Annotated in this window: 20 protein-coding genes; 7 read left to right on the top strand and 13 right to left on the bottom strand. The window is 68.9% G+C overall.

The features are described from left to right. The first annotated feature begins 110 nt into the window (after positions 1-110). Positions 111-1262 (top strand): acyltransferase family protein, encoded by a 1152-nt coding sequence (locus tag WS57_RS07840; protein ID WP_069243998.1) that lies wholly within the window; start codon positions 111-113, stop codon positions 1260-1262. A 20-nt stretch (positions 1263-1282) separates the two neighbouring features. Here the strand turns inward: WS57_RS07840 and WS57_RS07835 are convergent, their stop codons facing one another. Then, complete coding sequence (locus WS57_RS07835; RefSeq protein ID WP_009688165.1) at positions 1283-2104, bottom strand: hypothetical protein; 822 nt, start codon at positions 2102-2104, stop codon at positions 1283-1285. Between the two features lie 205 nt (positions 2105-2309). Here WS57_RS07835 and WS57_RS07830 point away from each other — a divergent pair, with 205 nt between their 5' ends. Beyond that, positions 2310-3437 (top strand): aminotransferase class V-fold PLP-dependent enzyme, encoded by a 1128-nt coding sequence (locus WS57_RS07830; RefSeq protein ID WP_059514327.1) that lies wholly within the window; start codon positions 2310-2312, stop codon positions 3435-3437. Positions 3438-3499: 62 nt separating this feature from the next. Here the strand turns inward: WS57_RS07830 and WS57_RS07825 are convergent, their stop codons facing one another. Genes WS57_RS07825 through WS57_RS07795 form a run of 7 tightly spaced genes read right to left on the bottom strand, consistent with a single transcriptional unit; the run spans position 3500 to position 10727 of the window. Then, entirely contained in the window at positions 3500-4564 is a 1065-nt protein-coding gene (locus tag WS57_RS07825) for a 2-aminoethylphosphonate aminotransferase (RefSeq protein ID WP_059478309.1), read from the bottom strand. Further along, positions 4564-5751 carry a phosphonopyruvate decarboxylase gene (gene aepY / locus WS57_RS07820; RefSeq protein WP_009688162.1) on the bottom strand — a complete coding sequence of 396 codons (1188 nt, stop codon included), beginning with the start codon at positions 5749-5751 and terminating at the stop codon, positions 4564-4566. Before aepY ends, WS57_RS07825 begins: the two co-directional genes overlap by 1 nt. Further along, positions 5748-7436 (bottom strand): phosphoenolpyruvate mutase, encoded by a 1689-nt coding sequence (gene aepX, locus WS57_RS07815; protein WP_059603204.1) that lies wholly within the window; start codon positions 7434-7436, stop codon positions 5748-5750. Before aepX ends, aepY begins: the two co-directional genes overlap by 4 nt. Continuing rightward, positions 7433-8200: an NTP transferase domain-containing protein gene (locus tag WS57_RS07810; protein WP_009688160.1), complete on the bottom strand. Its 768-nt coding sequence runs from the start codon at positions 8198-8200 to the stop codon at positions 7433-7435. Before WS57_RS07810 ends, aepX begins: the two co-directional genes overlap by 4 nt. Positions 8201-8242: 42 nt before the next feature. Further along, positions 8243-9244, bottom strand: a complete 1002-nt coding sequence (locus WS57_RS07805) for an HpnL family protein (protein WP_040129556.1) — start codon at positions 9242-9244, stop codon at positions 8243-8245. Next, complete coding sequence (locus WS57_RS07800) at positions 9241-10050, bottom strand: 2OG-Fe(II) oxygenase (protein ID WP_069243997.1); 810 nt, start codon at positions 10048-10050, stop codon at positions 9241-9243. The genes WS57_RS07805 and WS57_RS07800 overlap by 4 nt, the downstream gene beginning before the upstream one ends. After that, the gene (locus tag WS57_RS07795) at positions 10047-10727 is read right to left on the bottom strand and encodes a CDP-alcohol phosphatidyltransferase family protein (protein ID WP_009695004.1); all 681 of its coding nucleotides are present in this window, start codon (positions 10725-10727) and stop codon (positions 10047-10049) included. The genes WS57_RS07800 and WS57_RS07795 overlap by 4 nt, the downstream gene beginning before the upstream one ends. A 496-nt stretch (positions 10728-11223) precedes the next feature. Between WS57_RS07795 and WS57_RS07790 the strand changes: the two genes are divergently transcribed. Next, a complete protein-coding gene (locus WS57_RS07790) occupies positions 11224-12738 on the top strand; it encodes an acetyl-CoA hydrolase/transferase family protein (RefSeq protein WP_040129551.1) in 1515 nt (504 codons plus the stop codon). 69 nt (positions 12739-12807) lie between these two features. Here WS57_RS07790 and WS57_RS07785 read toward each other — a convergent pair whose 3' ends face one another. Beyond that, a complete protein-coding gene (locus tag WS57_RS07785) occupies positions 12808-14334 on the bottom strand; it encodes a DHA2 family efflux MFS transporter permease subunit (RefSeq protein WP_069243996.1) in 1527 nt (508 codons plus the stop codon). Positions 14335-14467: 133 nt separating this feature from the next. Here WS57_RS07785 and WS57_RS07780 point away from each other — a divergent pair, with 133 nt between their 5' ends. Beyond that, the gene (locus WS57_RS07780; RefSeq protein ID WP_040129547.1) at positions 14468-14908 is read left to right on the top strand and encodes a MarR family winged helix-turn-helix transcriptional regulator; all 441 of its coding nucleotides are present in this window, start codon (positions 14468-14470) and stop codon (positions 14906-14908) included. A 57-nt stretch (positions 14909-14965) separates the two neighbouring features. Here WS57_RS07780 and WS57_RS07775 read toward each other — a convergent pair whose 3' ends face one another. Continuing rightward, a complete protein-coding gene (locus WS57_RS07775; RefSeq protein WP_059514299.1) occupies positions 14966-15454 on the bottom strand; it encodes a DUF2938 domain-containing protein in 489 nt (162 codons plus the stop codon). A gap of 166 nt (positions 15455-15620) precedes the next feature. On the opposite strand from WS57_RS07775, the gene WS57_RS07770 reads away from it, so the two are divergent. Beyond that, positions 15621-16046 (top strand): helix-turn-helix domain-containing protein, encoded by a 426-nt coding sequence (locus WS57_RS07770; RefSeq protein ID WP_059514302.1) that lies wholly within the window; start codon positions 15621-15623, stop codon positions 16044-16046. A 31-nt stretch (positions 16047-16077) separates the two neighbouring features. Here the strand turns inward: WS57_RS07770 and WS57_RS07765 are convergent, their stop codons facing one another. Both WS57_RS07765 and WS57_RS07760 read right to left on the bottom strand, forming a co-directional pair. Next, entirely contained in the window at positions 16078-16956 is an 879-nt protein-coding gene (locus WS57_RS07765; protein ID WP_059514309.1) for a helix-hairpin-helix domain-containing protein, read from the bottom strand. A 182-nt stretch (positions 16957-17138) separates the two neighbouring features. Next, complete coding sequence (locus tag WS57_RS07760; RefSeq protein ID WP_069243995.1) at positions 17139-18692, bottom strand: sigma-70 family RNA polymerase sigma factor; 1554 nt, start codon at positions 18690-18692, stop codon at positions 17139-17141. 360 nt (positions 18693-19052) lie between these two features. Between WS57_RS07760 and WS57_RS07755 the strand changes: the two genes are divergently transcribed. Both WS57_RS07755 and WS57_RS07750 read left to right on the top strand, forming a co-directional pair. Then, complete coding sequence (locus WS57_RS07755) at positions 19053-19451, top strand: hypothetical protein (RefSeq protein WP_069243994.1); 399 nt, start codon at positions 19053-19055, stop codon at positions 19449-19451. A 33-nt stretch (positions 19452-19484) separates the two neighbouring features. Continuing rightward, positions 19485-20354, top strand: coding sequence for an SH3 domain-containing protein (locus WS57_RS07750; RefSeq protein ID WP_069243993.1), 870 nt, complete (start codon positions 19485-19487; stop codon positions 20352-20354). Between the two features lie 129 nt (positions 20355-20483). On the opposite strand, the gene ilvD is transcribed toward WS57_RS07750, so the two are convergent. Next, positions 20484-22343: a dihydroxy-acid dehydratase gene (gene ilvD, locus WS57_RS07745; RefSeq protein WP_009689752.1), complete on the bottom strand. Its 1860-nt coding sequence runs from the start codon at positions 22341-22343 to the stop codon at positions 20484-20486. Positions 22344-22522 lie beyond the last annotated feature (179 nt).

Genomic DNA, 22522 nt, shown 5'->3' with positions numbered 1-22522 from the left:
GGAATTTCGTCTCGATATTTTTCAGACAAAATCGCGGCGACGTTTCGGGCCGCCGATCGCGGCGGTCCGGACGCCCATTGCCCACTTGCCGTGCCAACGGGAACCAGTCGATGAACCCTCGCGTCAAGCAGCTGACCGGGTTGCGCGCCGTCGCGGTGACGATGGTCGTCGTCGGCCATGCCGAACATGTGCTGCCGGGCGGCTATCGCGGCTGGTTCGCGCCGCTGCGGCTGATTGCCGACGGCCGGCTCGGCGTGCTGATCTTCTTCGTCCTCAGCGGCTTCCTGATCACCAACGTGCTGCGCGCCGAGCTGGCGCGCACCGGCGGCATCGCGCTGACGTCGTTCTACGTGCGCCGCGCGCTGCGGATCTGGCCGGCCTGCTACGCGTATCTCGCGACCGTCGCGGTGCTGGCCGTCGCCGGATGGCTCGACGTCGATCGCCGTCAGTGGCTGTATGCGGCGCTGCATCTGTGGAACTACTCGGCGTGGTTCGGGTTGACCGGCGACAACGCGCTGCATCCGGACGGCGCCTGGTATCTCGGCCACTTCTGGTCGCTCGCGCTCGAAGAGCAGTTCTACTGGTTCTGGCCGCTGCTGTTCGTGTTCGGTGCGCGCCGTCGCGACACGCGCTGGCTGGCCGCGCTGATCCTGCTCGTGCCGCTGGTGCGCGCGGCGACCTATTTCGCGGCGCCGTCACTGCGCGGGCAGTTGGGGATGATGCTGCACACCGGCATCGATCCGATCCTGATCGGCTGCTATGCGGCGCTCAACCAGGCGCGGCTCGAAGCGTGGATTCGCTCGTGGCGCGGCGAGTCGCGGATCGCGACCGCGCTGGTGTTCGTCGTGCTGCTGGGGATGCCCGCGGCCGAGCATCGGTTCGGCGGCTTCTGGAACGCGACCTACGGCGTCACGCTCGAAGCTGCGCTGATCGCGATCGTGATCGTCGTGCTGAACTTCCGCAGCGACTTCTGGTGTGCACGGTGGCTGCGGGCCGGCCCGGTCGTGTTCGTCGGCACGATTTCGTTCAGCCTTTATCTGTGGCAGCAGCCGTTCGCGAATCCGGACCTGCCGGTCGCGCATGCGTTTCCGCTCGGGATCGTGTGGGCGCTCATCGCGGCGGCCGCCAGCTACTTCGTCGTCGAGAAGCCGTGCCTGCTGCTGAAGGACCGCTTCGCCGCGCGCGAGGCGCGCCGCGTTCGGGACGATGCGTCGCGGATGCCCATGCCGGCCGATGCGATCGGGGCGAAGGTGGTGGAGTAGGCGGCGGGTTCGACGAAGTCTTACTGGAAGCGCTGCATCGCAGCGGGCGAATACCAGAAGTTGCGGAACATGTCGATGCCGTACGACTTGCCGTCGTAGTGCACGACCGTGCGCGCGGTGCGCTTGCCGTCTGTCGAATAATCGCCGTTCTTGCGCCGGCTTTTCTCGATGCGCGCGGTGATCGACAGGTCCGCGAAGCCGTGGCTCGATGTCTTCTCGACGGCGATCGTCATGTAGGCGTTTTCGCTGCTCGCGTCGCCGACGCCGGGGCCGCAGGCTTCGCCCTCGACGGCAACCCAGCCGTGGAGATTGGTGCCGAACACCGGACGGATCCGATTGCCTTCGCGGACCCACAGCGTCAGTTCTTCTTCGGCGGCGGCATCGGGGCAACTCGCGCCGGGCGCGCTGCTCGTGAACACGACGCCGAACGCACGCACATCGGGCGACAGCCGGTACGGTGCGGTGTCGATGCGATAGCTGTTCTCGCCGATCTGTGTGGCCGCGTCTTCCTGCACGACCGTGCGCTCGGCTGCTACGACCTTGCCGCCCTCGACGAGCGCGACGACCTGCAGCTTGTCGCCGTCGTCCGGGTTCCCGCGCTTCGGAAGCGCGTCGAACGCGGCGGCGGCGATCGTCGTGCCGGGCGCATTCGGCATGACCTTGCACGCGGACGCGACGACGCGCCCGTTCGTTCCGCCCGCGGCGATCGACGCATTCGCGACGCCGGCCCAGCGGGCGACTGCGGCAACGGTATCGTCGCTGCAAGGCTGATCGCTGGAAGCGTGAACGACGGAGACGGCGGCGACGGCGAACAGCGGCAAACAGCGAACGAGACGATTCATGGCGATGGCTCGAAATTTTTGTGTCGATTGATGGAAAGCCGTCAGGATACCGTCACGTCGCGACCGAAATCTCCCCAACCCGCCCGCTTTCGTTAGAATCTGCTTTCATCGACGCAACAGACAGACCCGGATGGGTGCACCGCGGTATCGATTCGCCGATACGGGCTGCGCCGATTACATGGGTCATCACATACCGGAGGCGAGCGTGCCAGGATTACTTCCCGATGTCGACCGCGAGGGGCTCCTCGAATATTCGGTGGTCTACACCGACCGATCGATCAATCACATGTCGCAGCTTTTTCAGGGCGTCATGCGCGATATTTCCGCCTCGCTGAAAAAAGTCTATAACGCGAAGGCGGCCATCGTCGTCCCGGGCAGCGGCACGTTCGGCATGGAGGCCGTGGCCCGGCAGTTCGCGACGAACCGGAAGTGCCTGGTCATCCGCAACGGCTGGTTCAGTTTCCGCTGGTCGCAGATTTTCGACATGGGCAGCATTCCGTCGGCGTCGACGGTGCTGAAGGCGCGCCCGGTCGAAGCCGGCCGGCAGGCCGCCTATGCGCCTGCCCCGATCGACGAAGTAGTCGCGGCGATCAAGGCCGACAAGCCGGATCTGGTATTCGCGCCGCACGTCGAGACCGCATCGGGGATGATGTTGCCTGACGACTACCTGCGCGCGGTCGCGGATGCCGTGCATGCGGTCGGCGGGATGTTCGTGCTCGACTGCATCGCGTCCGGCACGATCTGGGTGGACATGCAGGCAACCGGCGTCGACGTGCTGATCAGCGCGCCGCAGAAAGGCTGGAGCGCATCGCCGTGCTGCGGGTTGGTGATGCTGAGCCCGCTCGCGCGCGAGCGCATCGAGGCGACGACCAGCACCAGCTTCGCGTGCGACCTGCGCAAATGGCTGCAGATCATGGAAGCCTACGAGAACGGCGGCTTCGCGTATCACGCGACGATGCCGACGGACAGCCTCGTGACGCTGCGCGATGTGATGAAGGAAACCGACGCGTACGGCTTCGACAAGGTGAGGGCGGAGCAGCTCGAACTCGGCAAGCGCATCCGCGCGCTGCTCGCCGACAAGGGGTTCCGCAGCGTGGCGGCCGAAGGCTTCGAGGCGCCGGGCGTCGTGGTCTGCTACACCGACGACGACGGCATCCGGTCCGGCAAGAAATTCGCCGATGCGGGCGTGCAGATCGCGCCCGGCGTGCCGCTGCAATGCGACGAGCCGGAGGACTTCAGGACCTTCCGCATCGGCCTGTTCGGCCTCGACAAGCTGCACGACGTCGACGGCGCGGTCGCGCGCTTCGCCGGCGCGCTGGATCGTATTCTCTGAAGCGGTTTCTCGATCGACAAAAAAAGGCCCTCGCGGGCCTTTTGTCATGAACGGATCGGCATTCAGCGCGTGAGCGCCGTGAACCCGTCCAGCAGCCGCTCGACGTCGGCCGCCTCGATCGCGCCCATCGTCGAAATGCGGAACAGCTCCTTCGACAGCCCGCCTTGCCCCGCGTAGATCACGAAGCCGCGCGCCTTCAGCCCGTCGTGCAGCGTCTCGTACGTGACGCCTTGCGGCAGCCGGTACGCGCGCAGCACGACCGACGACGCGCCTTCCGGCAGTACCAGCGGCATCCCGCGTGCGGCGAGGCCGGCCTGCGCCTGATCGGCGAGCGCCTTGTAGCGCGCATGGCGCGCGCGCCAGCCGCCCGCTTCGTCGAATTCGCGCAGCGCCTCGACGAGCGCGTAATACGCATGCACGGACGGCGTGAACGGCGTGTTGCGCTGGTCCTGCAGCTTCGCGAGACGGCCGAGGTCGAGGTAGTACGTGCGGCTCGCAGCCTTCGCGAGCGCACTGCGGCGCACGATCACGAACGCCGCGCCCGGCACGCCGTGCAGGCACTTGTTCGCGGTCGCGGCGACCGCGTCGATGTCGCCGCCGGCAAAATCGATCGCTTCCGCGCCGAAGCTGCTGACGCCGTCGACGAGCAGCTTCACGCCGCGCGCGCGACAGACGTCGGCGATCGCGCCGAGATCGTTCAGGCGGCCGGTCGTCGTCTCGTGATGAATCACCGCGACGTGCGAGTAGCCGCCCGCGTCGAGCCGTGCGGCGATCTGCGCGAGATCGGGCGCCTGCATCCATTCGTGCTTCAGCACGTCGTGCGCGATTCCGTACTGCGTCGCGATCTGCGTGATGCGTTCGCCGTACACGCCGTTCTCGATCACGAGCAGCTTGCCGTCCTGCGGCACCAGGGCCGCGATCATGCTTTCGACGGCGGCCGTGCCCGAACCGGTCATCAGCACGGCGGTCCATTCGGCCGGATCGAGTTCGTATGCGGCGACGAGACGCGTGCGCGCCTCGTCCTGCAGATCGAAGAATTCGCTTTCGCGATGGCACAGGTCCGGTTGCAGCAGGCTGCGGCGCACGCGTTCGGTGAGCGTGACCGGGCCGGGGTTCAGCAGCAGCATCAATGGGCTCCTTCAGCGTGGGCTTCGGTCTGCGCGGCGCCGATGTGCCGCATCAGACGGGTCTTGACCTCGACCGGCGTGACGGTCGGGCGGGGCAGGCCGTCGGGCACGCCCGTGCGGATCGCGAGCCGCACGAAGCGCGCGCCGCTCGCGTCGTCCGACGCGGACAACGCCGCATCGAGCACGTCGAGCGTGTCGCCTTCGACCGCCGATGCATAGCCGCACGCGGCCGCGACGCCTGCGAACGACACATGCTGCGACACGGTTGCCTGGCCGCCGGTCGATTCGTGCGCGCCGTTGTCGAGCAGCACGTGCGTGAGATTGGCCGGGCCGTAGGTGCCAAGCGTCGCGAATGCACCCATGCGCATCAGCGCGGCGCCGTCGCCGTCCACGGCGACCACGCGCAGATCGGGGCGCGCGAGCGCGAGACCGAGCGCGAGCGGCGTCACGCAGCCCATCGAGCCGACCATGTAGAGCTGGTTCGGCCGATCGTCGAGCGCGTACAGTTCGCGGCCGCAGAAACCGGTGGACGCGAGCACGACGGTCGAGTCGACCGGCGTATGCGCGATCACGCGCTGCAGCGCGTCCTGGCGCGTCGGCCAGGCATCGGCCGACGCGGCGCGCGACGACGATTGCGCGGCGACCTGCGCGCGCGGCGCGGCCGACGGGTTCGCCTTCAGCTCATACGGCGCGACGCTGCCTTTCTGCATCACGAGCGCGTACGGGCGGCCGGTTGCGTCCATGTGCGCGATCGCGCGGTCGAGCGCCGGGCCGACCTGTTCGGGGTCGGTCGGGAACGTCTCCCACGGGATCTCCATCGTGTCGAGCATCGCGGGCGTGATCGGCCCCATCAGCGCATGCTGCGGCTCGTCGGCGACGCCCGGCTGGCCGCGCCACGTGACGATCAGCAGCTGCGGCAGGCGGAAGGTCCACGTGAGCGACGTGAGCGGGCTCACCGCATTGCCGAGCCCCGAGTTCTGCATCATCGCGATCCCGCGCTTGCCGCCGAGCGTCGCGCCGGCGATCAGCGCGACCGCATCGCCTTCGTTCGCGGCCGACAGGTAATGCAGCGTCGGGTCCTGCAGCACGTAGTTGATGAACGGCGTCAGGTACGAGCAGGGCACGCCCGCGTACCAGTCGAAGCCGCGCGCACGCGCCGCCTCGACGAACTGGGCCGCCTCGATCATTGTGCGCTCCCGTTGCCGGCACCCGGCTCGGACATCGGCGTCTGGCCGTGCGCGAAGTCGCCCGCGCGGCGGAAGTCTTCGAGATCGTTGACGCCGCGCCAGTGTCCGTGCACGTACTGCACCTCGATCTTCTCGCCGGCGGCGATCAGTTCGTTGAGCAGCGCAGGGATGTCGAGCGTGTCGAAATCGTCGCGCGCCTGCAGCGTCGCGAGCATCGCCTTCAGGCGTTCGACGCCGCCGCCGCGCACGTTCAGCAGGCCGATCCAGCGGCCGTGCGGCGTGCCCGCGGCGACGTCGCTCGATACGCGCTGCAGATACGTCTTCTGGCCGAACAGGCCGCGATCGTCGGCCGCCGAGCACAGCGCGAAATCGCGCACGCTCTGGTTGGTCGGCTCGGTCAGCGACGAATCGACGACGACGCTGAATTCGGCCTCGCTCTCCGCGAGGTCGCGCAGGATGTAGCTGCGGAACAGCAGGTCGCCGTACGAGATCACGGTGTCGCCGGTCAGGCGCTCGGCCGCGCAGGCGAGCGATGCGAGTTCGCCGGTCGATGCATGGCGTTCGTTGACGACGAGCTTGATGCCCGACGTGTCGATCGCATCCGCGCGATAGCCGCCGACCACGGTGATGTCGTTCACGCCATGCTTCTTGAAGCCGTCGACGAGCCAGCGCAGCAGCGGCTTGCCGGCGACCGGCAGCATCACCTTCGGCTTGTCCTCGGTGACGGCCTCCAGGCCCTTGCCGCGGCTCGCGGCGAGCACGATCGCCGCGTTCGACGCGCGCGACGACGACGACAGGTAGATGCGCTCGGCCGCCGAGTATTCGTCGGCGTCCTGCAGGCGGAAGATCTCGTTGACCGACGCGACGCGATCCTCGACGTTGATCAGCGTCTGGTTCTCGTGGATTTCGCGTGCGACGGACTGCATCGCCGACGCCGACGCGCGGATCAGGTGGTTCGCCCAGATCACGGTGCTGATGCCGGCCTGGCGGAACACGTCGGTGGGCGTGCTGTAGTACTTGGTCGGCACGATCACGAGCGGCGCCTTGCCGCTCCATTCGCGCGCGAACTGCAGGATCTCGTCGGGGCGCGACAGCTTGCTGTGGATCAGGATCGCGTCGGCGCCGGCTTCCGCATACGCGTTCGCGCGGCGCAGCGCCTCGTCCATCCCCCAGCCCGCGATCAGCGCCTCGACGCGCGCGACGATCGAGAAGTCGGGGTCGCTCTGCGAATCCTTGCCGGCCTTGATCTTGCCGCAGAACTCGTCGATCTCGGCGAGCGGCTGGCGCTCGCCGTCGATGAAGCTGTTCGTCTTCGGGAACTGCTTGTCCTCGATGCACACGCCGGCGATGCCGCGCTGCTCGAGCTTCTTCACGAGGCGGCGCACGTTGTTGAAGTTGCCGTAGCCGGTGTCGCCGTCGAGCAGGATCGGCAGGTCGCTCGCGTCGGCCATGAATTCGAGCACGTCGACGACCTGCGTCCAGCTCGCCTCGTTGTTGTCGCGCACGCCGAACTGCGCGGAGATCGCGAGGCCCGACGCCCAGATGCCCTTGAAGCCGGCTTCGCGGACGATGCGTGCGGACAGGCCGTTGTGCGCTTCCATCAGGAATTCGAGCTCGTCGCTGACGAGCATGCGGCGCAGGCGTGCGCTGCGCGATTCGGTGAAGTTGGGTTCGCGTGCGTTCATCGTGCGGCTCCCGCGGTCGTGCGTTGAATCAGGGGAAGGACGTCCTGCGCGGCGCGCGCGACGTCGTTCGGGAAATCGATCTCGATCCACGGCGCGCCCGTGACGTCGGCGACGTCGAACGAGTGGCCGCCTTCGAGCAGCAGGTCGCGCACGGCTTCCTCGTGCGGCATGTTCGCACGGCCGCTGTCGACGTAGCCCGCGACGATCGTCGCGAGGCGGCGCGCGGTGCCTTCGGTGAAGCGGAAGAAGCCGACCGACTCGCCGATCGTGTCGTAGTCGAGGTCGACCGCGAGCTGCTTGCGCAGTTCGACCGGCACGCCGTTCTTCAGGCACAGCTTGACGGGCTCGTCGCCGGCCTCGAAGTCGCGGTCGATCAGCAGGCGGTCGACCGGGCGGTCCGGATCGGCCACGAGCGCATGCAGGATGCTGTCGTCGTACAGCACGTCGGCGTCCATCAGCAGCACGTCGCCGCCGCGCGTCATCGCATCGGCGACCGTATGCACGGTCAGCACGCTGCCGAGGTCGTAGCGGTCGTTCAGCACGATCTCGGCGCGGCGGCCGAGGCGCTTCAGTTCCTGCTCGACCTTCTCGGACTGGAAGCCGAGCCCGAGCACGATCTCGTCGACGCCGACCGCGTCGAGCAGGCGCAGGTGGCGCTCGAGCAGCGACACGTCGTCGAAGCGCAGCAGGCACTTCGGAAACTGTGCCTCGGGCGGTTGTTGCAGGCGCAAGCCGAGGCCTGCCGCAAGGATGATGGCTCGCATGGGTTCTCCAACCAAAAAGCCGGCGGATCGGTGCGTGACCGGTCAGTCGGCGAGCGGCTGCGGCGCACGGCGCCGCTGCCAGTTTCTTTCACTGAAATGCAGATAGAGCAGGCCGGGCAGGCCGAGCGCGAGTTCGCGCGCGCGCTTCGCGAGCGACAGCGCGAGCGCCGCGTCGGGCGGCAGGCCGACCAGCGGCGCGAGCAGCAGGTAGCCGCCTTCCTGCGCGCCGAGCGAGCCCGGGATCGCGAAGGCCGCGCCGCGGATCGCCTGACCGACGCTTTCGAGCAGCAGCGCGTCGAGCCAGCTCACCGGATGGCCGAGGAAGTGCAGCGCGAGCCACACTTCCGCGGTGCCGACGAGCCAGCCGACCAGGCTCAGTGCGAAAGTCTTCGCGACCTTCGCGCGATCGCGGTACAGCGCGCCGACCGCATCGTCGATCGCATCCGCGCGCGTGGCCAGCGACGACCAGTCGCGCGGGCCCAGCAGTTTCGACGCGAGGCGCATCCCGCGGCCGAACAGCCCGCGTTGCTGCGCCGCGTAGAACAGCGCGGCGAGTCCGCCGAGCACGCCCGTGGCGATCAGCGCGGGCGTGCGCAGATGCGCGACCGAATCGTGGGTCGCATAGAGGCTGAACGCGGCGATGCCGATCAGCGCGAACGCCATCTGCGCGAGCGCCTGCATCGTCGTGCTGACGGTGACGGCGGCGGCCGCGTCGGCCATCCGCGTGCCGCGCTGCGCGAGGTAGCGCACCATCAGCACGGGGCCGCCGATCTGCCCGGCGGGCAGCAGGCTGTTGACCGACTCGCCGACCCAGCGCGCGCGCAGCGCGTGGCGCAGTTCGGCGCCCGGCTGGCCGCGGCGGAACATCACCGAAATCGCGACGGCGTCGATCACGAGCGGCACGACGTGGAACGCCGCGACGAGCGCGAGACCCCAACCGGCCGCGAGGAAGGTCGACGCGACCGCGCCGACGCCCTGCCAGGCGAGCAGTGCCACGAACAGCGCCGTCCCGAGGGACAGCAGGATCAGGCCCGCGCGTGTCATGACCCGCTCGAACGCCGCGTGACCAGTTGCCGGAACACCTGGCGGAAGCCGAAATACGCGATCGCATCCTTCATGTTCGAGATGAAGCGCTTCCACGGCCGCATGCCGGGGTTGGTCACGTATTCGAAGGTCAGCGACACGCGTATCTCGTTCTGGCCGAGCGGCGTGATCCGGTGACGCAGCTTGTCGCCGTCGAACAGCACGATGCCGCCGTCGGCGATCTGCACGGAGCCCGGTTCGTCCGGCAGGTCCGGATTGCGCGTGTGCAGCTCATAGTCGAGCCGGCACGACGATTCGTCGATCACGCCGATCAGCAGCGTGTAGCGGCGGCCGTCGTAGTACGACGTGTCGTAGTGCCAGCCGATGTGGTCGCCGGGCTTCGTGTAGTAATACAGCGCGTAGGCGTGCGGATCGTCGTCCGGCGATAGCATCAGCTTGTCGCCGGTCATCTTCTCGAGGAACGCGATCAGCGCCTTCGAGCGATACAGCTCGGCGATGTAGGGTGCCTGCTCGTCGATCGTGTGCCGGCTCACGCTGCCGCCCTGCTTGTGGCCGGGCAGGTAATTGCGGTTCAGCGCGGGCTGCAGGCGGCGCGCGGCGTCGGCGAGCTTCGCGTGCGCGTCGGCGGGCAGGAACGCGTCGAGATAGAGGAACGATCCCTGGCGTGTGTAATCGCTGCGCAGGCGGTCGAGGTCGAGACGGCCGACGCAGTCGGCCACGGTGCGATCGGGGTCGGACTCGTCCGCGCGCGCAGGCGCGGGGCGTGCCGGGGTCAGCACGGAGTCGTCGCGCGTGCTAGCAGTCATTTGGAAGCCTGGATTTCGGTTGGGTTCTGCGCAGCGTGGCCGCGCCGGACGATGCGCCACCAGTCGATCACGACCCAGGCGGCGAACAGCGGGGCGCCGATCGACGCCGCGAGCAGAAACGGTTCGACGCCGTCGAACAGCGTCACGAGCGGGAGCAGATACAGCACGTCCTCGGTCTCGAAGCCGCCGGCGAAGGCCTGCTTGGTGCCGGCCTTGCCCGCGATCGATTCGATCCGCATCCGCAGGAAGAAGATCAGCGCGACGGCCGCGCCGGCCACCGCGCCGAGCAGTACCGGCGACGCGGCCATCCGGCCGCCCTGCGCGACGATGCCGACGCCCATGCAGACGAACAGCGCGATCGTCACGAGCGCATCGGCCGCGAGGTCGTAAAAATGACCGATCTTGCTGGATTTGCCGCTGATTCGCGCGAGTTCGCCGTCGGTGTGATCGACGAAGTTCGACAGCACGATCAGGAACGCGCCGGCGTTGCTCCATGCGAAGCCGCCTTGCGCGAGGCACCACGCGCCGGCGAGCCCGATCAGCAGGCGGACGGTGGTCAGGTGATTCGGGGTGACGGGCGTGTCGATCAGCGGGCGGACGAGCGAGCGCGCGAGCCGCGCATCCCAGGTGCGTGGCAGCGGGGGTTCGGAACGTGTGGCGGTTTTTCTTTGGTCCATCGGCGAAATATATACGGAATTGTAATTTAATGCTTTTTCTTCGTTCAATGCCCTGACATCCAGCAGTGATACCGCCGTGCAGGCGCGCGCCGGCCCGCACGGCCGGGCCCGGCGGTCGCGCCGGCGACGCGATGCTTGACGTGCATCAGTCCCGAAAAGCAGGCATCGGGCGACAATTGGCCGCGGGATCCCCTTGCCGGGAATCGTCGGGCGACGAACGCGAATGACGGCCGGATCGCCCGATTGATTCCTTCATGTTTGTAATGTCGGGCGTCGAACGACGGAAGACGCGCCTGTCACAGATCCGTCACCCGATACCCGGCAAATTCAGGAAGGGTCTTTTTCATCCGGCGGCGATTTTTCGCCACGATCGCGTCTGCGATACTCCGGACGTGCCTGTGGTGCCGGCCGCCCATCGCGGCCCCAAGGGCTTCGCGTCGCTCAGGAGCGCCCCCGCGACGTCAACGACAGACCAAAACGCGTCAGAAATTCAGCCATGTCTTCATCACGCATCCTCGCTCCCGCCCTGCGTTCGCTCGTCCGCACCGCCGACGAAGCCGCCGCGCTGATCCGTCCCGGCATGACCGTCGCCATGAGCGGCTTCACCGGCTCCGGCTACCCGAAGGCCGTGCCGGCCGCGCTGGCTGCCCATATCGAAGCGGCGCACGCGCGCGGCGAGGATTTCCGGATCAACGTGCTGACGGGCGCGTCGACCGCGCCGGAACTCGACGGCGCGCTGGCCCGCACCAACGGCATCTCGATGCGGCTGCCGTACCAGTCCGACCCCACGCTGCGCGACAAGATCAACGCCGGCGAAGTCGACTACCAGGACATCCACCTGAGCCACGTCGCGCAATACGCGTGGTTCGGCCTGTTCGGCGAACTGGACGTCGCGATCGTCGAAGTCGCGGGCATCCGCGAGGACGGGCTGCTGATTCCGTCCGCGTCGGTCGGCAACAACAAGACCTGGCTCGAGCAGGCGAAGCACGTGATCCTCGAAGTCAACGCGCGCCAGCCGCTCGGCCTCGACGGGATGCACGACATCTACTACGGCACCGCGCTGCCGCCGAACCGCAAGCCGATTCCGCTGACGAAAAGCGACGACCGCATCGGCGAGCCGTACCTGCGCTGTCCGGCCGACAAGATCGTCGCGATCGTCGAGACCGATGCGCCGGATCGCAGCAACGCGTTCTCCGCGCCGGACGACACGTCCAAGCAGATCGCGGAGCGGCTGATCGACTTCCTGCGCCACGAGGTGAAGCGCGGCCGCCTGCCGGCGAACCTGCTGCCGCTGCAGTCCGGCGTCGGCAACATCACCAACGCGGTACTGGCGGAGCTCAGCTCGGCCGGCTTCTCGGACCTGACCGCCTACACGGAAGTGATCCAGGACGGCATGCTCGACCTGCTGCAGGACGGCACGCTGCGCTTCGCGTCGGCGACCGCGCTGTCGCTGAGCCCGGCCGCCGTGCAGCGCTTCGCCGACGAAATCGCGCTGTTCCGCGAGAAGATCCTGCTGCGTCCGCAGGAGATCAGCAACCATCCGGAACTCGTGCGCCGCCTCGGCTGCATCGCGATGAACGGGATGATCGAGGCCGACATCTACGGCAACGTGAATTCGACGCACGTGATGGGCACGAAGATCCAGAACGGCATCGGCGGCTCCGGCGATTTCGCGCGCAACGGCTATCTGTCCTGCTTCATGTCGGCGAGCACCGCGAAGGGCGGCGCGATTTCGCGGATCGTGCCGATGGCGAGCCACGTCGACCATACCGAGCACGATGTCGCGGTGGTCGTCACCGAGCAGGGCCTCGCCGATCTGCGCGGGCTGTCGCCGAAGCAGCGCGCGCGCAAGATCATCGCGAGCTGTGCGCACCCGGACTACCGGCCGATGCTGGAGGACTACTTCGAGCGCGCGTCGCGCGAGAGCTTCGGCAAGCATACGCCGCATCTGCTCGCGGAGTCGCTGTCGTGGCACGAGCGCTTCGTGCGCACGGGGACGATGAAGGTCTGACGCGGCGCCCGTCGCCCGCGTTCGATGCGCGGGCCATGCCGACGCCGCCGATGCGCGCGTCGGCTTTCGTCAGTCCATCGCCGCGTGCGCGACGTCGACGCTCGCCACCTTCTGCGGCGGCCGGATCAGCATCAGCAGCGGAATCATCAGCAGCGTCGCGACGAACATCAGCTTGAAGTCGTTCAGGTACGCGATCATCGTCGCCTGCTGGTTGATCGTGCGGTCGAGCAGCGCGATGTCGAGGCGGCTGCCGGCCAGAGCCTGCACGGCGGGGTTGAACGGCGTGACGTGGGCCGCGAGATCGGCGTGCGCGACCTGCGTGTTGCGCGTCATCAGCGTCTGCACGATCGAGATGCCGATGCTGCTGCCGATGTTGCGCATCAGGCTGTAGGTGGCCGTGCCGTCGGCGCGCAGCTCGGGCGGCAGCGTCGAGAACGACAGCGCGCTGAGCGGCACGAACACGAGCCCCAGCCCGAAGCCCTGGACCACGCCCGGCCACACGATGTCGGACTCGGACAGCACGACCGTGTACTGCATCATCTGCCACAGCGCGAGCGCGGAAATCGACAGCCCGGCGAGCAGCAGCAGCCGCGCGTCGACGTATTTCAGCAGCCGGCCGACGAACAGCATCGCGATCATCGTGCCCGCGCCGCTTGGCGCTGTGACGAGGCCGGTGGTCGCGACCGGGTAGCCCATCAGGTTCTGCAGCATCGGCGGCAGCAGCGCGCGCGTCGCGTACAGCACCGCGCCGACCACGAAGATGAACAGCGTGCCGGTCGCGAAGTTCGGGTCGCGCAGCAGTTCCGACTTGAAGAACGACGCCTTGCCGACGGTCGCCGTGTGCGCGAGAAAGAACGCGAAGCTGAGCGCCGCGACCAGCGCTTCGATGCGGATTTCGGTCGAGCCGAACCAGTCGAGCTGCTCGCCGCGGTCGAGCATCGCCTGGAACGCGCCGATCGCCAGCGCCAGCGTCGCGAAGCCGAACGCGTCGAACTTCACGTGCGGGCGCGGCGCGCGCGCGGGCAGGAAGGTCAGCACGCCGGCGAGCGCGAACGCGCCGATCGGCACGTTGATGAAGAACACCCAGCGCCAGTTGTAGCTGTCGGTGAGCCAGCCGCCGAGGGTCGGGCCGAGGATCGGGCCGACCATCACGCCCATCCCCCAGATCGCCATCGCCTGGCCCTGCTTTTCGCGCGGATTGATGTCGAGCAGGATCGACTGCGACAGCGGCACCAGCGCCGCGCCAAAGATGCCCTGCAGCAGCCGTGCGCCGACGATCTGCACCAGCGACTCGGACAGTCCGCACAGCGCGGACGCGATCGTGAAGCCCGCGATCGAGATCGTCAGCAGCCGCTTCACGCTGAGCCGGTCGGACAGCCAGCCGGTCAGCGGCGTCGCGATCGCCGCGGCGACGATATAGGAGGTCAGCACCCAGGTGATCTCGTCCTGCGACGCGGACAGGCTGCCCTGCATATGCGGCAGCGCGACGTTCGCGATCGTGCTGTCGAGGGTCTGGATCAGCGTGGCGAGCATGATCGACAGGGTCAGCATCGGCCGGTTCAGGGCGGGCGGCGATGCGGCGGCGGCGGGGTTCAAGCGTTGTCTCCGGGAGGCGGTCGCCGTGGGTGGCGATCTGGTATGGCGTAAATTATAAGCAGGCTTATTATATCTGTGCTCATCGCCGGCGGCGGAGACGGGGGCGTCGCCGGCTTGACCCTATAATCGCCGCATGGACAAGACCTACGAGAACCGGTTCGGCTACCTGCTTTCCGACGTGGCCCGCCTGCACGGACGCCTGTACGACCGGCGCGCGAAGCGCATCGGGCTGACGCGCGCGCAAAGTCGCGTGCTTGCGTACCTGACGTGGAAGGGCGAGATGAACCAGGCGCGGCTCGCGGAATGGCTCGAGATCACGCCGATTTCGCTGACGCGGCTGCTCGACCGGATGGAAAGCCTCGGCTGGATCGAGCGCATCGCGAGCGACGACGATCGCCGCGCGTTCGTGATCCGCCTGACCGACAAGTCGCGCGAGATCTTTCCGCAGATGCTCGAAGTCGGCGATACCGTCGCCGACGACGGACTGCGCGGCTTTACGCGCGAAGAGCGCGACACGCTGGTGCGGCTGCTCGGCCGCGTGCGTCACAACCTGATCGAGTGCGGCGGGGAGTGACCCGCCGGTGCGCCGCCGCACGAGCCTGCGCGTGGCGCGAAACGACGCTTCGCGCACTCAGCCGGCCAGCGCGAGCGCCGACAGATAGAGTCCCACCCCGTACGACAGATGCGCGACGACGCTGCGCCGCCGCGCGAGGGCCGGCTGCGGCGTGCGCGATGCCGCGACGCCGAATCCGAGCGCGGGCTGCATCACGAAGAACGGCGCAGCCACGCTGAAGACGCCGGCGGCGAGCGCGGGACCGAGCGTCGGCGTGTCGATCCACGCGGGGCCCGCGATCGCGACGGGCAGCGCCGCGAACGCGATGCCGATCGCGTAATGGACGAGCCAGCCGAGTGCGCGTTCGCCGGCCACGGGCGGCGCGGACACGATCGACGCGTGCCGGAACTGCCCGTGCGCCATATGGCCGACCCAGCGGCCGACCAGCGCCAGATCGAGCGACGGAATGCCGAATGCGCGCTGCCGGAACAGCGCCCACAGATCCGACACGAGCGTCGCGCCTGCGCCGATCGGCAGCAGGCGCAGCAGGAGATCGGGCGCGTTCATCGCGAGTCTCCGGTCGCGGCGGGCAGGGATCTGCGGCACGGCCGGCATGTCGCCGCGATCGCGCAGGACGGCCTGGATATCGGTTTCGTCGTCTTCATTGCAGCAGGGCTTGTCGTGGTGGAGTCGAGCGACTATCTTGCAACGTCAAGTTCACTTGAGGTCAAGCATGAGCCGACTGGATATCGCCAACGTCGCGCGCGAGACGGGCTTGCCCGCATCGACGCTGCGCTACTACGAGGAGAAGGGGCTGATCGCGCCGAACGGCCGTCGCGGGCTGCGGCGGCAGTACGACGAAGCGGTGCTGGAGCGTCTGGCGCTGATCGCGCTCGGCCGCGAGGCCGGTTTTTCGCTCGACGAGATCGGCGCGATGTTCGGCGCGGACGGCCGGCCCGCGATCGATCGCGCGAAACTCGACCAGAAGGCCGATGCGCTCGACCGCACGATCCGTCGTCTCGGCGCCGTGCGCGACGCGCTGCGCCACGCGGCCGTGTGCCCGGCGCCGAGCCATCTCGAGTGTCCGTCGTTCCGCAAGCTGTTGCGCATCGTCGCCCATCGGCATCCGGCGCGGCGCGCGAATGCGGAGCGCGCGTAGGCGGGCGGCCGGTGCGAGGCGCGGCGCGCGCTCAGCCCGCGTAGTACGCGCGGCATTCCATCTCGCGTCCGCGCACGATGCGCTTGCCGACGAGCGTGCCGAGCGTTTCGGTGACGACGGTGCGCTGCTGCTCGCGCTGCGCCGCGTCGTAGAAGTACAGCGCAACCCAGTTCGTGGTGCGGCCGGAGGCCGGCGCGCGGGCGTCGGGCGGGCACAGCGCGGTGAAATGCCAGCCGCCCTTGGTCATGTGCATCACCGGCGACCACGCGTGGCCGTCGATGGCCGGGTGTCTCGGCGTGAGCGTCGGCAGCATGCCGGCGGCGGCCTGGCGGCGATACAGGCGATCGATGTAGAGCAGCAGTTCGACGGGCGGCTCCGCGCCGGGACCGCTGTCGCGCACGGCGCCTTGCCAGCGGCGGCGCCGGCCCAGCACGTCGTCGAGCGCGGCGCGGATGCCGGCCGCGCGGCGCGGCCCGACGCCCGGGATCGCTTCGAGCTGGCCGCTGCGGACTACCCGTTCGAGATCTTCCAGCGTGTCGATGTGCAGCAGGTCGTGAATCCGCAGCGCCAGCGAACGGCCGATGCCGGGCACGGCCTCGAATGCGGACGCGTGTCCGGCGTCGCCGCGCAGCCGTTCGAGCTGGCGCCAGCGTCCGGTGACGAGCAGTTCGGCGATCGCCTGCGCGACGCCCGTGCCGATCTCGGGCAGCGCGCCGAGCGCATCGACGCCGCCCGCATCGAACAGCGCGCGCACGCTGCCGTCCAGTGCGTCGACGGTGTCGGCCGATGCGCGGTACGCGGCGGCGCGATACGGATTCGCACCCTGGTCGGCGAGCCGCTGCGCGGCCTCGCGCAGGCAATCCGCGATCTGCCGGTTTTCCTCGTGTGTCCGGGTGGCACTCGTCGACATGGCGAGGGACCTTCTGATGTGCGACAGGAGGGACGCGACAGGCCACGCACCGGTCGGTCCTCACTGATTGTCGCGGGGCAAATCGAAGAAAATTTGATGCACGTCAATAGCAAACGTTGTACAGGCAGACGCGTTCGTGCCGGCCGCCGGCACGAACGCGTCGCCTGCGCGCCCGTCGTTCGTCACGCGTCGAGGAACGAGTGCGCGTCCTCCGCTTCGGCAATGGTTCGCAGCGCGGCGAGCGCGCGTTTCTCGATCTGCCGCACGCGTTCGCGCGACATCCCCGCATCCTTCGCGATCGCGTCGTACGTGTCCGGCTCGGTGCCGCCGAGGCCGAATCGCCGCCGCAGCACGTCGGCCTCGGCCGGCGTGACCGAGCGCAGCAGCGACGTCACGCATTCGCGCATGCGCGTGTCGGCGAGCCGTTCGAACGGGCTGGCCGAGGACTGGTCCTCGATCAGGTCCACGAGGCCGGTGTCCGCGTCGGGCAGCGGCGTGTCGAGCGATACCGGCTCGGCGGGCAGCGCGAGCACCGCGCGCAGCCGGGTTTCGTCGAGCCCGGTTTCGGCCGCGAGCTCGGCGGGCGTCGGCTGCCGGCCGGTGCGCTGGTGAAAGCGCAGCGCATGCCGCCGCACGCGCTGCTGCTGATCGCCGACATGCACCGGCACGCGGATCGTGCGGGCGCGATCGGCGACCGCGCGCGCGATCGCCTGGCGGATCCACCACGTCGCATACGTCGAGAACTTGAAGCCGCGCCGGTATTCGAACTTCTCGATCGCGCGCATCAGGCCGATGCAGCCGTCCTGTACCAGATCGGACAGGTCGACGCCGCGGTTCGCGTACTTGCGCGCGATCGACAGCACGAGACGCAGGTTCGCTTCGAGCATCGCGCGGGTCGCGTCATGCACTTTCTGCTGGCCGTCGTCGAGCGCGGCGACGAGCGCGCGCCGCGCGAGCATGTCGAAGCGGCCCGCGTCCGCGCCGGCGATCGCGCGCGCCGTGTCGCCGGCCGGCGCGGACGCGAGCGCGCGCACGACGCGGCATGCGTCGTCGACGGCCGGACCGACCCAGGCAATCGCGCCGAGCTGCGCGGCAAGGCAGTTGCGTGCGTCGCGGTAGCCGTCGGAGCGGCTGCCGTGGGCGTGCAGCGCGCGCCGCACGTCCGCAACGGCTGCGCGCAGCGCGTCGTCGCTGGCGGGCGTGCGGGCGCGGCCGCCGTCGTCGTTGTCTTCCTCGTCGTCGCTCGCGTTCGTCGCGCCCGCGCCGTGGCGCGCCAGCAGCGCGTCGATCGCCGCCGGACAGCCGGCGAGCGCGTGCAGCATCTGATGGCGGCCCGTCTCGATCTCGCGCGCCAGCACGATTTCGTCTTCGCGCGTGAGCAGCGGGACCGCGTGCATGCGACGCATATAGAGCGCGAGCGGATCGGTCGACGCGCTTGCGCCGCGTGCGAGATCGCCGAGCAGCGTGCGGCCCTCGTCGAGCGCATCGCGATCGACGTCGGCAGCGGGCGCGGCCGCGAACGGCTGCGACGCGACCGGCTCGTCGAGCACGGCGATGCCGATGTCCGCGAGCGCCGCGCGCACGACGTCGAGCGCGTCGGGGCTGTCGCTTTCGGGCGGCAGCGCGTCGACGAGGTCGGCGTGCGTCAGATAACCCTGCTCGCCGGCAAGCGCAAGCAACTGGATGATCGGATCGAGCGGCGTGTCCGCCCGGAGAGTGGGGCGTGGCGTAGTCATGTCGAGGGCGGCGCGAGCCGCGTTCCTGGCTGTGCGGGACGCATCCCGCGGGTTGTCGGCCGCCGGGTGTTCGCGAACGCCTGTTCGTTCGCGCCGGAGGCCCCGAGTAGATTCAAGTTGAGGGCATTCGCGCCGAGTTCAACCGCGGCGCCGGAGACGCCCGAGCACGCAGCGTGCCTGCGCTCGGCGGAAGGCGACGGCGGGCAATAAGAAAAGGCGGGTGGGTGTATGGGCGCCCGGGTAATCGGCCGGTGCGTGAAACAAACAGTAACCGATCATACCCGCGGAAATCTGCAGGGGACGTAAGCTAGAAGCAGGCGCGCGCCCGGCGGCGACGCGCGATTTCTGCCGGAGCAAGGAATGAACCCGATTCACGCCGCGAGATCGGGCGTCGTCGCGCTGGTCGCGCTGACGCTCGGCGGCTGCTATTACACGAGCCCGTATGGGTATGCACCGTATTACACGCCGGTGCCCGCCACGGTGACGCAGCGCGAGACCCCGGTTGCGCCGGGCGCGGCCGTTGCTTCGCCGAACGCGGCGTCGAGCACGGCGCCGGCCGATGCCGACGTCGATGTCGCGCCGGCCTATCCGGCCCCGTATCCGTACTACTATCCCGCGTACTACCCGGGCTGGTACGGGCCGCCGGTCGCGATCGGCTTCGGCTTCTGGGGAGGCTGGGGCGGCCACTGGCGCGGACACGGCGGACACTGGGGCCGCCCGTGGGGCGGCGGCCACTGGGGCGGCGGTCATCGGCACTGACCGGCGCACCGCGGCACCGCGAGGGAGAACATCATGAGACGCACGATCATCCGAAGCCTGTGCATGGTCCTGTTCGGCGCGGCGGCCCTGCCGGGCGTCGCCGATGCACAGAGCGACGCCTATACGAACGCGCCGGCCGAACTGTTCGCCGGGCCGGCGCCCGACTATCCGGTGGTGGCGCAGCTCGCGCCCGGCACGGCGCTGGACGTGTACGGCTGCCTCAGCGACTACACGTGGTGCGACGTCGCGGTGCCGGGCGTACGCGGCTGGATCGATGCGCAGCTGCTCAACTATCCGTACCAGGGCAACGACGTGCCGGTGCTCGAATATGGCGCGATCGTCGGGATCCCGATCACCGGCTTCGCGATCGGCGCGTACTGGGACCGCTATTACCGCAACCGGCCGTGGTATCACGACCGCGATCGCTGGGCGCATCGTCCGGAGCCGCGACTCGGCCCGGGCGGCATCCCGCCGGGGCAAGGGCATCCGCAACCGGGCATACCGGCACCGGGTGTACCGGCGCAGGGCGTACCGGCTCCGGGCGGCGCGGTGCATGACGCACGGCCGTCTGCCGCGCGCGGCGGCTGGAACGGCTCGATTCGCGCGCCCGCGCCGCAGCCGCAGGGCGGCCCCGCGCCGATGCAGGGGCGGGGCGCCGAGATGCACGCGCCGGCGCCTCAACCGCAGGGCGGCCCCGCGCCGATGCCGGGTCGAGGCGCCGAGCCGCACACGCCTGCGCCGTCGGCCGTCATGCATCCGCCGGTCGCGCCGGGCGGCGCACCGCGTACGATGCAGCCGCCGACGTATCAGGGTGGCGGCGGCCGGTCGCAAGGCGGGAACGGCGGCGGCAATCACGGCGGGGGCGGTGGCGACGGCGGCCGCGGCGACGAATTCCGTCACTGACGCCGACCGCGCGATCGACGAAAAAAAGCCGCTCCGAAGAGCGGCTTTCCGAGCGGGCGGGTTGGCGGGCGGGCGGGTTGGCGGGCGGGCTGCCGGTCGATAGTCGCCCGCAGCCGGTCGCCCGTCACATCAGTCGTCGAGCAGCGACAGGTCGCGCACAGCGCCCTTGTCGGCCGACATCACGAGCTTCGCGTAAGCCTTGAGCGCCGCCGACACCTTGCGCGGACGCGGCTGCGCCGGCTTCCAGCCCTTCGCGTTCTGCGCTTCGCGGCGACGCGCGAGTTCGTCGTCCGACACCAGCACGTCGATCGTGCGGTTCGGAATGTCGATGCGGATCCTGTCGCCGTCGCGCACGAGGCCGATTGCGCCGCCCGCGGCCGCTTCCGGCGAGCAATGACCGATCGACAAGCCCGACGTGCCGCCCGAGAAGCGGCCGTCCGTCAGCAGCGCGCATGCCTTGCCGAGGCCCTTCGACTTGATGTAGCTGGTCGGATAGAGCATTTCCTGCATGCCGGGGCCGCCCTTCGGGCCTTCGTAGCGCACGATCACCACGTCGCCGGCCTTGACCTTGTCGTTCAGGATGTTCTCGACCGCCTCGTCCTGCGACTCGGTCACGTGCGCGGTGCCTTCGAACACGAGGATGCTCTCGTCGACACCCGCCGTCTTCACCACGCAGCCGTCGAGCGCGATGTTGCCCGTCAGCACCGCGAGGCCGCCTTCCTTCGAGAACGCGTGCTCGTACGAGCGGATGCAGCCCTCGGCGCGATCGAGGTCGAGGCTCGGCCAGCGCGTGTTCTGGCTGAACGCGACCTGGGTCGGGATGCCGGCCGGGCCGGCCTGGTAGAACGTGCGGACCGCTTCGTCCTGCGTGCGGACGATGTCCCACTGGTCGAGCGCGTCCTTCAGCGTCGGCGCGTGCACGGTCGGCACGTCGGTGTGCAGCTTGCCGGCGCGGTCGAGCTCGCCGAGGATCGCCATGATGCCGCCGGCGCGGTGCACGTCCTCGATGTGGTACTTGTTCGTGTTCGGCGCGACCTTGCACAGCTGCGGCACGACGCGCGACAGGCGGTCGATGTCCTTCATCGTGAAGTCGATGCCGGCTTCCTGCGCGATCGCGAGCAGGTGCAGGATCGTGTTGGTCGAGCCGCCCATCGCGATGTCGAGCGTCATCGCGTTCTCGAATGCCTTGAAGCCGACCGAGCGCGGCAGCACGCGTGCGTCGTCCTGCTCGTAGTACTGGCGCGTCAGCTCGACGATGCGGCGGCCGGCGCGCTTGAACAGCTGCTCGCGGTCCGCGTGCGTCGCGACCACCGTGCCGTTGCCGGGCAGCGACAGGCCGAGCGCTTCGGTCAGGCAGTTCATCGAGTTCGCGGTGAACATGCCCGAGCACGAACCGCAGGTCGGGCAGGCCGAGCGCTCGACTTCGGCGACCTCGGCGTCCGAGTACGACTGGTCGGCCGCGATCACCATCGCATCGACGAGGTCGAGCTTCTTCAGCTCGACGGTCTTGGTGACCGGGTTGGCGAGGCGCGTCTTGCCCGCTTCCATCGGGCCGCCCGACACGAAGATCACCGGGATGTTCAGGCGCATCGCGGCCATCAGCATCCCCGGCGTGATCTTGTCGCAGTTCGAGATGCAGACCATCGCGTCCGCGCAGTGCGCGTTGACCATGTACTCGACCGAGTCGGCGATGATGTCGCGGCTCGGCAGCGAATACAGCATGCCGTCGTGGCCCATCGCGATGCCGTCGTCGACCGCGATCGTGTTGAATTCCTTCGCGACGCCGCCGGCGGCCTCGATCTCGCGCGCGACGAGCTGGCCGAGATCCTTCAGGTGCACGTGCCCGGGCACGAATTGCGTAAACGAGTTGACGACCGCGATGATCGGCTTCGAGAAATCGTCGTCTTTCATGCCGGTGGCGCGCCACAGCGAGCGCGCGCCTGCCATGTTGCGACCGGCGGTGGAAGTTTTGGAACGGTATGTGGGCATTGTGGTTGCTGAAGAAAGATCGCGGAAAAGGGTTCGGGGCACGGGAATAAGGCCCCTCGCGCGCCCGTGCGAACAACCTCTTGAGCTGCGCCCTGGGCAAACTTCGCGATTATCCCACAGGCGGTGCGGGCGTGGCGCCGGCGGGGTGGGCGGGGCGGCAGCAGGGTGCCGGATGCCGT

It is taken from the genome of Burkholderia pseudomultivorans, from assembly GCF_001718415.1.
Taxonomy (GTDB): Bacteria; Pseudomonadota; Gammaproteobacteria; order Burkholderiales; family Burkholderiaceae; genus Burkholderia; species Burkholderia pseudomultivorans_A.
The sequence above is the reverse complement of the archived record's forward strand: the minus strand, read 5'-3'. Positions and strand labels throughout refer to the sequence as shown.

Excerpts from the sequence above, each read along its gene's own strand:
- WS57_RS07840 (WP_069243998.1), top strand. The coding sequence starts at position 111 with ATGAACCCTCGCGTCAAGCAGCTGACCGGGTTGCGCGCCGTCGCGGTG.
- WS57_RS07835 (WP_009688165.1), bottom strand. The coding sequence starts at position 2,104 with ATGAATCGTCTCGTTCGCTGTTTGCCGCTGTTCGCCGTCGCCGCCGTC.
- WS57_RS07825 (WP_059478309.1), bottom strand. The coding sequence starts at position 4,564 with ATGCTGCTGCTGAACCCCGGCCCGGTCACGCTCACCGAACGCGTGCGC.
- aepY (WP_009688162.1), bottom strand. The coding sequence starts at position 5,751 with ATGATCGAGGCGGCCCAGTTCGTCGAGGCGGCGCGTGCGCGCGGCTTC.
- aepX (WP_059603204.1), bottom strand. The coding sequence starts at position 7,436 with ATGAACGCACGCGAACCCAACTTCACCGAATCGCGCAGCGCACGCCTG.
- WS57_RS07810 (WP_009688160.1), bottom strand. The coding sequence starts at position 8,200 with ATGCGAGCCATCATCCTTGCGGCAGGCCTCGGCTTGCGCCTGCAACAA.
- WS57_RS07805 (WP_040129556.1), bottom strand. The coding sequence starts at position 9,244 with ATGACACGCGCGGGCCTGATCCTGCTGTCCCTCGGGACGGCGCTGTTC.
- WS57_RS07800 (WP_069243997.1), bottom strand. The coding sequence starts at position 10,050 with ATGACTGCTAGCACGCGCGACGACTCCGTGCTGACCCCGGCACGCCCC.
- WS57_RS07795 (WP_009695004.1), bottom strand. The coding sequence starts at position 10,727 with ATGGACCAAAGAAAAACCGCCACACGTTCCGAACCCCCGCTGCCACGC.
- WS57_RS07790 (WP_040129551.1), top strand. The coding sequence starts at position 11,224 with ATGTCTTCATCACGCATCCTCGCTCCCGCCCTGCGTTCGCTCGTCCGC.
- WS57_RS07780 (WP_040129547.1), top strand. The coding sequence starts at position 14,468 with ATGGACAAGACCTACGAGAACCGGTTCGGCTACCTGCTTTCCGACGTG.
- WS57_RS07775 (WP_059514299.1), bottom strand. The coding sequence starts at position 15,454 with ATGAACGCGCCCGATCTCCTGCTGCGCCTGCTGCCGATCGGCGCAGGC.
- WS57_RS07770 (WP_059514302.1), top strand. The coding sequence starts at position 15,621 with ATGAGCCGACTGGATATCGCCAACGTCGCGCGCGAGACGGGCTTGCCC.
- WS57_RS07765 (WP_059514309.1), bottom strand. The coding sequence starts at position 16,956 with ATGTCGACGAGTGCCACCCGGACACACGAGGAAAACCGGCAGATCGCG.
- WS57_RS07760 (WP_069243995.1), bottom strand. The coding sequence starts at position 18,692 with ATGACTACGCCACGCCCCACTCTCCGGGCGGACACGCCGCTCGATCCG.
- WS57_RS07755 (WP_069243994.1), top strand. The coding sequence starts at position 19,053 with ATGAACCCGATTCACGCCGCGAGATCGGGCGTCGTCGCGCTGGTCGCG.
- WS57_RS07750 (WP_069243993.1), top strand. The coding sequence starts at position 19,485 with ATGAGACGCACGATCATCCGAAGCCTGTGCATGGTCCTGTTCGGCGCG.
- ilvD (WP_009689752.1), bottom strand. The coding sequence starts at position 22,343 with ATGCCCACATACCGTTCCAAAACTTCCACCGCCGGTCGCAACATGGCA.